The following is a 9783-nucleotide window of genomic DNA, read 5'->3' as shown; positions in this document are numbered from 1 at the left end:
GCGAGCGCGCCGGTACCCGACCTCTCCGGGGTGTCTCCCGAGGCCGGCCTGGCGACGGCCTCGAAACTGAAGCCGCACAAGGCACTCCAGGCCATGGGCGGTGTCGGTGGAGCGGTGGACCGCTCGGTCGGCGACGAGCACCAGGCCCTGGCCTCCGCGCCACCCTCGATGCAGCGCCCGGCAGGCGCACCGCGGATGCTGCGGGGCAAGCCGAAGACGGACGCCCCGGCGCGGTACTCCGAGGACAAGCCCCAGGAGGCCCAGGCGCCGGAGCAGAAGGACGCCGAGGTCACCGGCGCCAGGAAGCCCGACGGGCGGATCGAGGCGGAGAAGGCCGAGGAGCCCGGCGGGTGGGACACCTTCAAGATGGCGCTCGGCTTCGTCGGCGCCAAGATCGTGAACGGTGTCGCGAGCCTTTTCGGCGCCGACAAGCCGGTGGTGGATCCGCAGGCGCTGGCCGCCAAGTTCGCCGGGCTGCCGACGAAGGACGAGGCCCTCAAGCAGGCCCGGGCGGGCGACGCCCCGGGCGTCGGCATGACGGGCGCGGCCGGGCAGTCGGCCGGCGAGCAGGACGGCCACGTCGACGCCAAGGGCCGGCAGACGATCGGCACCGCCCGGGACGACGCCGGCCGGCGGATGGGCGAGGACCAGGTATACCCGGACGTGCCCAAGGAGACGCTGACCGCAGGGATCCCCGGCGTGCGGGGCGGTCAGGGCGCGGCGGCCGGCAACGGCGGGGCGACCGGTGCCGTACCACCGGAGGCGGCCTCCGAGGTGGCGGAGCACGAGCGGGGCCCGCAGTTCCAGGCGGCGTTCACCGACGGCGCCAAGAGCATGTCCGAGGGCCGGCAGGCCAAGGACCGCGACGTCCGCGACGCGCAGGACCGGCACCGGCAGAAGGTGGACGCCGAGATCACGGCGAACACCAGGTCGCAGGCCGCCGAGCGCGAGAAGGCCATGGGCGAGGTCACCGCCCGGCGGGAGGACTGGCGCAAGGAGCAGGACCAGCAGCTCCAGTCCCTCGGTGACAAGAAGAGCGAGCGGCACGACAAGGTCCGCAAGGACGTCGCGGACAAGGAGAAGAAGACCGACGACGACGTCGACAACGAGAAGAAGGACAGCGGCAAGAAGATCCGGGACGAGAGCGACAAGGCCGAGCGCGAAGCGGACCAGAAGCGCGACACCGCCGTCCAGGAGTCCGGCAACTGGGTCAGCAAGGCCTTCGACTGGATCAAGCAGAAGGTCATCGACATCAAGAACGCGATCGTCCGGGTCATCCGGGCGGCCCGCGACGCGGTCGTCGGCTTCATCAGGAACTTCAAGGACACGGTCGAGCGCTGGATCAACGAGGCCCGCAAGAACATCGTCGACGCGATCAAGAACCTCATCAAGGACCTGATCGAGTTCGCGGTGGCGATGGTGCGGGCGGTGATGGAACTCGCCGCGAGAATCCGCAGCTTTGTCACCGATCTGATCTCGGCGGCGATCGCCCTCGTCAACCGCCTCGCGCAGGTGCTGAAGCAGGCCGTCTCCGACCTCCTCGACGCCCTCGGCAAGCTGCTCGGCAGCCTCCTGGACATCCTGAGGAAGGCGCTCCAGGCGGCGGTGAAGTCGGTCGTCGAGGCGGTGAAGTCGGTCCTGGAGTTCGCCTCGAAGCTCCTGAGCGCGCTGGGCGCCTGGATGATGATCGCGGTCGACTTCCTCTCCGACCCGGGCGGCTGGCTCGGCGGCGCGAAGAACTCCGCGGTGGACGGCGCCAAGAACCACCTCTTCCGCGAGGTGTCCACGGCCGTCAAGGCCTGGTTCCAGGAGAAGATCCAGGAGATCATCGGCGTCCCCAAGGCGATCATCGACAAGCTCGTCAGCGGCGGCTTCTCCCTCGACCGGATCGTCAAGGAGGCCTGGGACGCGGTCGTTCCGCAACTACCGCTCATCATCGGCGAGTTGGTGATCACCAAGGTCGTCGCCAAGCTCATCCCCGGCGCCGGCTGGGTGCTGGCGGTCATCGACGCGATCCGCACCGCCTGGGGCGCCCTCGGCGCCATCCTCAGCTCCCTGGACGCGGTCCTCACCTGGCTCAAGGCCGTCCGCACGGGCGGCGCCGGCATCCTCTTCGCCAAGGCCGTAGCCGCGGGTGTGGTCGCCCTCCTGGAGGTCCTCTACCAGGCCCTCCTCGGCCAGATCGGCAAGTACGTCGCCAAGGTGGGCCGCCGCCTGCGGGGCGTCGCGGCGAAACTCACCAGGTCCGGCAGGCCGGGGGGCCGGGGGCGCGCGGGCGCCGCGGACGCGGACAGCCGGGGTCCGAAGAAGCCGAAGGGCGAGGAGCCCACCGGCCGGAAACCCGGGGCGGACGGCAAGACACCCCGCGACGCGGACCCGAAGACCCCCCGGACCGAGGACGGTCGGCCCAGGAAGACCACCACCCCCGACCTGACGAGCAAGGACCGGAACGGCCGCCCGAAGGACCCCGCCGAAAAACCGGACACCAGCCCCACCCCGTCCGCCAGGCCGAAACCCGAGCCGGAGCCCCGCCCGAAGCCGAAGACCGAGCCCGTACCCAAGGGTCGGGACGTGAACGGGCCGGAATCCGGGGACCAGGACACACCCGGCACATCGAAGCCCCGGAGCAGGTACGGCAAGACCTCGGACAAGCCGATGGACCCGGAGCCCGGCAAGCCGAAGCACTCGGACGACGACGCCCTGGGCAGGCGCAAGCCGGACGCGGACCAGGAAGCCGGCAGGCACAGGTCCAGGGGTGAGGACGAGGGCGGCGGCAGTCGGGTGCCGAAAGAGAAGGGAAGGAACGGAAAGAAGCGGCGGCCCGCACACGAGTCGAAGGGGCCGAAGCGTAATCGGGACAAGCGCGGGAGGCGAAGCCCCAAGGAGAGGGATTCGATCAAGCGGAAGCAGGAGAAGAAAGATCAGCGGAAGAGGAGCGAGGAGTCCAAGGACAGGCGGCTCGCGGAAATCATCGCACGCATCCGGCCGAGGCTGGAGACTCTGCTGGACAGGGGCACTCCCGAACTCGCCTTTCGCGGAGTCCTGCGGGCTCTCCGTGCTTGGTACCGCCTGACCGACCTGTCGGCCGTGGGGACCGAGGACTTCCGGGTCGTCGCGACGCTGAATCCGCAGGGCCTGGCTACGCGCGGGGAGTTCGAGACCTTCGCGCTCGGCGAGCACGAGGACAAGGTCGTCACGGAGATCCGTGAGGCGATCGAACGTCAGGTGGGCGCCGAGCAGCAGCGGTTGCAGGACATCGTCGAGCTGTGTACCCGCATCGGGGACGCGATCTTGGCGAAGCACCGGAAAGCGGCAGCGGCCCAGCAGAACAATCAGTCCCGGCGTGTGGCCACGAAGAAGAATTCCGGTCGCCCGCCCGGGACCCGGCTCGGCGAGCTGCAGTGGAAGCCCGACCGTGCGCTCCTCAAAGGCATCCCGGCCCGCGATTTCCCCGACTCCGTGTTTCTCAACTATTTCCGGCCGGCATCCGGTGGTCAGGAAGCCGAGACGATTCACATCGGACAGTTCCGCAAGGATGAAAGCGATCTGGTGGAGACGGGGGAACGCCACGGCGACCAGGCAGTTTACGCGGACCCCCGGTTCCCGTTGCGTGAGTATGTGAAGAGTGAGTCGGGCAGCTTCGTACCCCGAAAAGTACAGCGCGCGCTCGCCAAGCGGGACAAGAGACCGGAGAAGCGTGGCATCACCGCCCCGGCGGAGCACATGCCGGCGACTCCCGAGACGATCATATCTCATGTGCAGGGCGCGCCCACCGGGCCGAACGGTGAGAAGCTGACCCCGTTCACATCCACCACGAAAATCGAAGCGAAAGACCTGACCAATGCTCAAGGCAAGCGGCTCGGTGGGGAATACGGGCTTGTGACGATCGACCTGCTGTACGTGTCGCCGACGCAGATCTACGACCTCACGAGAGCTGCTGAGCAGGAGTTCTACGGGCTGGCGAATCCGGCGGCGTCGCAACGTCAGGCCCTTCAGGATGTCGTCCGGACCCAGGAGATTCTGATTCATGACACGATTCCGGCCGAGGCGATCGAACGGCTGAAGGGCTGAGGCACATTATGGGTTTCGATTCCTATCACTGGCGGGAATTCTCCCTTCCTGACCCGCAACTCGCTCAACACCGGGTCAAACTGGCGTCCGGCCGGGGAGGGTCCGAGGACTTTCTCGCCCTGCTCCACAGCGCCGACCCGGTGGCCGTGGGAATCGCCCTCGACCACTACAAACAGGCGGAGAACCTCACTCGGTTCGGTGATTCCCGGTTTCCGTACAGTGAGTACGAAGGAGCGGTGCGGGAGACGGCCCGCCGGGTACTGGCGGAGCCGCCGTATCCCTCCCGCGACGAGGGCGAGGACGAGTGGGGCCTCAACCATGCCAGTGCCCTGTTGGCGCTCGCCCACATCGCCACGCCCGAGGACGGTGACCGCATCGCCGACGTGCTGCGGACGCGACCGTCCCCGGTGGTCATGCACGCCGCCGGCCAGGCGGCCGCCCGCGTGCTGACCCTCTCGCGGGAGCCCGACGGCAAGCTGGTCGACGCGCTGGGCGTGGTCCTGCTCGACGAATCCCGGCGAACACGGGACCGGCTCGACGCGCTGGGCGCCTTCAGATACGTGAAGGGCGAAAGGATCGGAGACATCCTCGTGCGCGCCGCGCGCACACGCGACGAGAAGGTTCAGGCCGAGGTGGTCGCCGTTCTGGTGAGCAACCATCTGGCGAGCCGCCTGGACGTCATCAAAAAGATCACAGAGGCCTGGACACCGAACCCGTCCCGAACACAAGAACGCATTCTGCGGGCGTTGGCAGCGGCCGAACGCGCCTTCCACGCGGACCAGGAAGCCTCGTCCCGCCAGGGACGGACCGGAGGGGAGAAAACATGACCCGCTACCCCGACATCCCCAAACCCATCCGCTCCGGCCTCGTCGTGGTCGACCCCGACCACGGCACCCCCCGACGCGTCATCGTCCTCCAGTTCAACCCCGACACCCTGGAACGCAGCATCGCGCCCCAGTCCGCCGGGGACAGCGGGGACGCCGGTGGTGGGGGGACCGGCGGTGGGGACCGGAACGAGGCGTTGCGGCTGAAGGGGCCCGCGCAGGAGACGTGGAAGTTCACCGCCGAGATCGACGCCACCGATCAGCTGGAGATCGCCGCGCCGGACGGGATTCACCCACAGCTCGCCGTGCTGGAGATGCTGGTGCAGCCGACCACCGCGCAATTGCGCGCCGCGACCAGGCTGACGCAGAAGGGCAGTATCGAGATCAGCCCGATCGAGATGCCGTTGACGCTGTTCACCTGGGGGAGCAAGCGCATCCTGCCGGTACGCCTCACCGAACTGTCCGTCAACGAGTCGGCGTTCGACGTGCACCTCAACCCGATCCGGGCCTCGCTCAGCGTCGGGATGAAGATCCTGACCGTCAGCGACCTGCCGGCCGGCCACCGGGGCGCGGACCTGTACATGGCCCACCTGGCGCAGAAGGAGCGGCTCGCGGCCGCCGCGCGCGGTGGCGGCCTCGGCGCGCTCGGCCTCGGCGGCGCCCACCTCGTGACCGGAAGGGGATGAGGACGAGATGGCGGAGACCGGGCCGTACGAGAGCGCGCTGGACTCGATTCCGGGCGCCCACCCCTACCCCCGCACCAGCCGGTACCACGACGCCGAGATCGGTGTCCACCGGCGCGCCGACGGCACCGAAGTCCGGTACCTCAAACGGCGGTTGCTGCCGCCACTGGACGAGGAGACCGAACCTCACACCGTCGGCGCCGGCGAGCGCCCCGACCTCCTCGGGCAGCGGTTCCTCGGCGACCCCGGCCAGTGGTGGCGGATCGCCGACGCCAACCCCGTTCTGGATCCGAGGGAGTTGACGGACGAGCCGGGACGGGTCATCGGCATTCCGATCGCCGGCGGGTTCCCGCGAGGAGAGTGGCGTGTCTGAACAGCCCGTGGGGCGCGGCCCCGTCCACGTCCAGCTCCTCATGGGGCCCAAGCTCGCCCGCCCGGTTCCCCCGGAGGTCGCCGAGGCGCTGCTGTCCGCGCAGATCACCACCACGGCGGGGGAGCGCAGCGGATTCCAGTTCGCCTTCGACCTCACGAAGAACGGGCTGCTCGGCAGGAGGCTGCTGCCCGAGGGTTTCTTCGACCCGAAGACGCGCGTCATCGTCACCGTCAGCGTCCGCGGCACCCCCGAAGTGCTCTTCGACGGACTGGTCGTGCGCCAGGAGGTCGGCGCCAGCAATCTCCCCGGCCACTCCACCCTGACCGTGACCGGTGAGGACCTGACGCTCCTCATGGACCTGGAGGAACGCACCGCGCGCTACCCCAACCTGCCGCCGTCCCAGCGGGTGCTGGCGATCCTGCGCCGGTACTCCGACTACGGCATCCGTCCCGACGTCTACCAGGAGAAGATCGCCCAGCCCCCGCACCAGGACCTCCGCGTCCACTACCAGACCGGCACCGACCTTCAGTACGTCACCGAACTGGCCCGCGCCAACGGCTACACGTTCTATCTGGAGCCCGGCCCCAACCCCGGCCACTCCTCGGCACGCTGGGGCCCCGAGGTGCGGATCGGACTGCGCCAGCACGCCCTGAACGTCAACATGGACGCCCTGTCCACCGTGGACCAGCTGACCTTCGCCTACGACGGCACCGCCCGCGAGGAGCCCCAGGCGCGCTGGCAGGACCCCGGCACCCGCCAGTCCACCCTGCTGCCCCAGCCTCCGGTCAGCCCCCTGCGCCCGCCGCTCGGCCGCAGGGCCACCCCCGCGCTCAAACGCAGGACCCTCTCCGGCACCGCCAAACAGCAGCGCGAGCAGGCCGAGGCCGAACTCCTCGCCCGCGCCGCCGTCTCCGCCGACGTCGTCTCCGGCTCCGGCTCGCTCGACGTCAGCCGGCACGGCTACCTCCTCCAGCCACGCCGGCTCGTCGGCGTCCGCGGCGCCGGACGGGCGTACGACGGCGACTACTTCGTCAAGTCCGTCACCCACAACCTCCGTCCGGGCTCCTTCCAGCAGAACTTCACCCTCTCCCGGGAGGGCCTGGAAGCGCGCGGCGACACCGTCCGGCCGTGACCCACCCGACCCACCGACGAGGAGAGCACCCCGACCATGGCGGCACCCAGCAATCGCTACCTCGGCAAGTTCCGCGGCCGGGTGGTCAGCAACGACGACCCGTTGCGGCTCGGCCGGATCACGGCCGAGGTCCCGGACGTCCTCGGCGAGGAACCGTCCACCTGGGCGCTGCCCTGCCTGCCGTTCACCGGGCCCGAGTCCGGACAGTTCGTGGTGCCGCCGCCCGGCGCCGGAGTCTGGGTGGAGTTCGAACAGGGGGACCCCAGCTTCCCGGTGTGGACCGGGTGCTGGTACGGCGACGCCAGCGAACTGCCGCCAGACGCCCGGCGCGAACTGCGGGCGAACGCCGCGAGCAAACCCGTCGTCGTACAGACCCCGGGTGATCACAAGATCGTCCTCAACGACACGGCCGGCACCGAACAGGGGATCCTCCTGCAGGCCCAGGGCGGCGCCTACATCCGCATCACCAAGGACGCGGTGGTCATCGCCACCGGCGCGGGTGCCGAGATCACCTTGCGTGGGCGCGAAGTCACCATCAACCAAGGGCAGTTGACCGCCCAGTCCCAGCGATAGACAAACGGGGGGAAGAGAGTTGTCCGGGAGTCTGCTCCACGCGGGCGCCGTGATCGGCTGCCCGCACGGCGGCCGAGCCGCGCCCGCCGCCACACCCTCCGGCGGCGTCCGCGTCGACGGCGTCACCGTGGCCACGACCGCCCACGCCTACGTCGTCACCGGCTGCCCGCACACCGTGGACGGCGTGCCCTCGCCGTGCGTGTCCGTCCGCTGGACCGCCGCCGGCACCGGCGTCACCGTCGACGGCTCGCCCGTGCTGCTCGACACCTGTGCCGCCCAGTGCTTCAGCGCGGCCCTCGTCCCGCAGGGACCACCCGTCGTCCAGGCCGCGCAGCGAAAGGTCACCGTCCGATGAGGCCGCCGAATCCCCACACCCGCCCGCGCAGCGACATCGCGTTCCCGTTCCACGCCGACCGCCGCGGCCGCACCGCGCACGCCCGACCCGCCGAGCACGTCCACGACCTCATCGAACAACTGCTGTTCACCAGCCCCGGCGAGCGCGTCATGCGCCCCGACTTCGGCTGCGGACTGCTCGACCTGGTCTTCGCGCCGGCCGGCCCCGAACTGGTCAGCACCCTCGAACTCTCCGTCCAGGCGGCCCTCCAGCGCCGGCTGGGCGACCTGATCGAGGTCGTGTCCCTCGACATCGCCGCCGACGACGACACCGTACGCGTCCAGTTGTCCTACCTGGTCCGCGCCACGGGCACCGTCCGGGAGGACCTCTTCGAGGGGAGGGCGGCATGAGCGCGGGAACCACCCGGCGGGCCAAGGTGCGCGCCGCCCACCTCAACGGGATCGACACCGTCGAGGTGAGCGACGACGGGCTGCTGCTCACCGTCACCTTCCTCGGCAAGGCGCCCGGCGGCCTCGGCCCGCAGAACGTCCGCATCGACGGCGGCCGGCGCGTCACCGGACTCACCGCCGTGGACGTCAGCGTCGAACGCGAGGAGGACCCCGAGCTGGACGACCGGCTCCACGTCACCCTCGACCGGGCCGGCGACACCTCCCGCTACCGGCTGACGCTGGTGGAGGCCGACCCCCACGGCAGGCCCGGCACCGAGCCGTACCACGGCTTCGACCAGCGGTACGCCGGCGCGGAGTTCGGCTTCTGGCCCGACTGCCCGAGCCCCTTCGACTGCGCGGACCCGGGCGAGGACGGCGCCGCCCTCCCGGCCGCGCCCGTGATCGACTACACGGCCCGCGACTACGACTCCCTGCGTGAGCTCCTGCTCGACCGGCTCGCGCTGACCACCCCCGACTGGGCCGAGCGCAACCCGGCCGACCTGGGCACCACCCTGGTGGAACTGCTCGCCTACACCGGCGACCAGATCAGCTACCAGCAGGACGCCGTCGCCACCGAGGCCTACCTCGACACCGCCCGCCGCCGCGTCTCCGTACGCCGGCACGTCCGGCTCATCGACTACGCCATGCACGACGGCTGCAACGCCCGCACCTATGTGACCGTGCAGACCGCCGCCGACCGCACCCTGGCGCCCGGCACCTACCGCTTCGCCTCGGTCGACGTACGCACCCTCGACCCGCACGACCGCCCCGAACCCGGCACCGTCATCGACGACAACGACCTCGGCGACCTCGAGGAGCGCGGCTCCGTGGGGGTGTTCGAACCCGTGCTCGCCACCGAGCCGCTGGAGCTGCGGGTCGCGCACAACGCGATCCGGTTGTGGACCTGGGACGGCGAGGTGTGCGCGCTGCCCGTGGGAGCCACCGCCGCCACCCTGCGCGACGAGTGGGGGGACCCGGCAAACCGCCGGGAGCGCAGGCTCGCCCTGAAACCGGGCGACGTGCTGATCCTGGAGGAGGTCAAGGGCCCGCGCACCGGCACCCCGGGCGACGCCGACCCCGCCCACCGGCAGGCCGTCCGCCTCACCTCCGTCACCCCCGGCCTGGACCAGGTGGAGGACCAGCCCGTGCTGGAGGTCACCTGGGCCGCCGAGGACGCCCTGCGGTTCCCGCTGTGCCTGACCACCCGGGGCGGACGCGACTGCCTGCCCGTCGAGGACGTCACCCTGGCCCGCGGCAACTCCGTCCTCGTGGACCACGGCCGCTCCGGCACCGCCGAGACGGTCACGGTGCCGCCGGCCCCGGCCGTCGTGGCGCCCTGCGGCC

At 70.6% G+C, this 9783-nt stretch carries 7 protein-coding genes and 2 pseudogenes; all 9 read left to right on the top strand.

The genetic code is table 11. The features are described from left to right. A pseudogene (locus H5J33_RS13490) lies at positions 1–4071 on the top strand (hypothetical protein); the annotation flags it as partial. Between the two features lie 8 nt (positions 4072–4079). After that, on the top strand, positions 4080–4898 hold the full coding sequence (locus H5J33_RS13485; RefSeq protein WP_181795147.1) for a hypothetical protein: 819 nt from the start codon (positions 4080–4082) through the stop codon (positions 4896–4898). Beyond that, entirely contained in the window at positions 4895–5581 is a 687-nt protein-coding gene (locus tag H5J33_RS13480; protein WP_181795146.1) for a hypothetical protein, read from the top strand. Before H5J33_RS13485 ends, H5J33_RS13480 begins: the two co-directional genes overlap by 4 nt. Positions 5582–5588: 7 nt before the next feature. After that, positions 5589–5951: a hypothetical protein gene (locus H5J33_RS13475; protein WP_181795145.1), complete on the top strand. Its 363-nt coding sequence runs from the start codon at positions 5589–5591 to the stop codon at positions 5949–5951. Next, positions 5944–7083 carry a hypothetical protein gene (locus H5J33_RS13470; protein ID WP_181795144.1) on the top strand — a complete coding sequence of 380 codons (1140 nt, stop codon included), beginning with the start codon at positions 5944–5946 and terminating at the stop codon, positions 7081–7083. The genes H5J33_RS13475 and H5J33_RS13470 overlap by 8 nt, the downstream gene beginning before the upstream one ends. 36 nt (positions 7084–7119) lie before the next feature. Then, positions 7120–7656, top strand: a complete 537-nt coding sequence (locus H5J33_RS13465; protein WP_181795143.1) for a phage baseplate assembly protein V — start codon at positions 7120–7122, stop codon at positions 7654–7656. Positions 7657–7675: 19 nt separating this feature from the next. Continuing rightward, positions 7676–8011 carry a hypothetical protein gene (locus H5J33_RS13460; RefSeq protein WP_181795142.1) on the top strand — a complete coding sequence of 112 codons (336 nt, stop codon included), beginning with the start codon at positions 7676–7678 and terminating at the stop codon, positions 8009–8011. Further along, positions 8008–8400 carry a GPW/gp25 family protein gene (locus H5J33_RS13455; RefSeq protein WP_181795141.1) on the top strand — a complete coding sequence of 131 codons (393 nt, stop codon included), beginning with the start codon at positions 8008–8010 and terminating at the stop codon, positions 8398–8400. Before H5J33_RS13460 ends, H5J33_RS13455 begins: the two co-directional genes overlap by 4 nt. Beyond that, positions 8397–9783 (top strand): annotated as a pseudogene (locus tag H5J33_RS13450) (putative baseplate assembly protein); the annotation flags it as partial. The gene H5J33_RS13455 and the pseudogene H5J33_RS13450, both read left to right, overlap by 4 nt.

This window comes from Streptomyces sp. WELS2, from assembly GCF_013870595.1.
Taxonomy (GTDB): Bacteria; Actinomycetota; Actinomycetes; order Streptomycetales; family Streptomycetaceae; genus Streptomyces.
The sequence above is the reverse complement of the archived record's forward strand: the minus strand, read 5'-3'. Positions and strand labels throughout refer to the sequence as shown.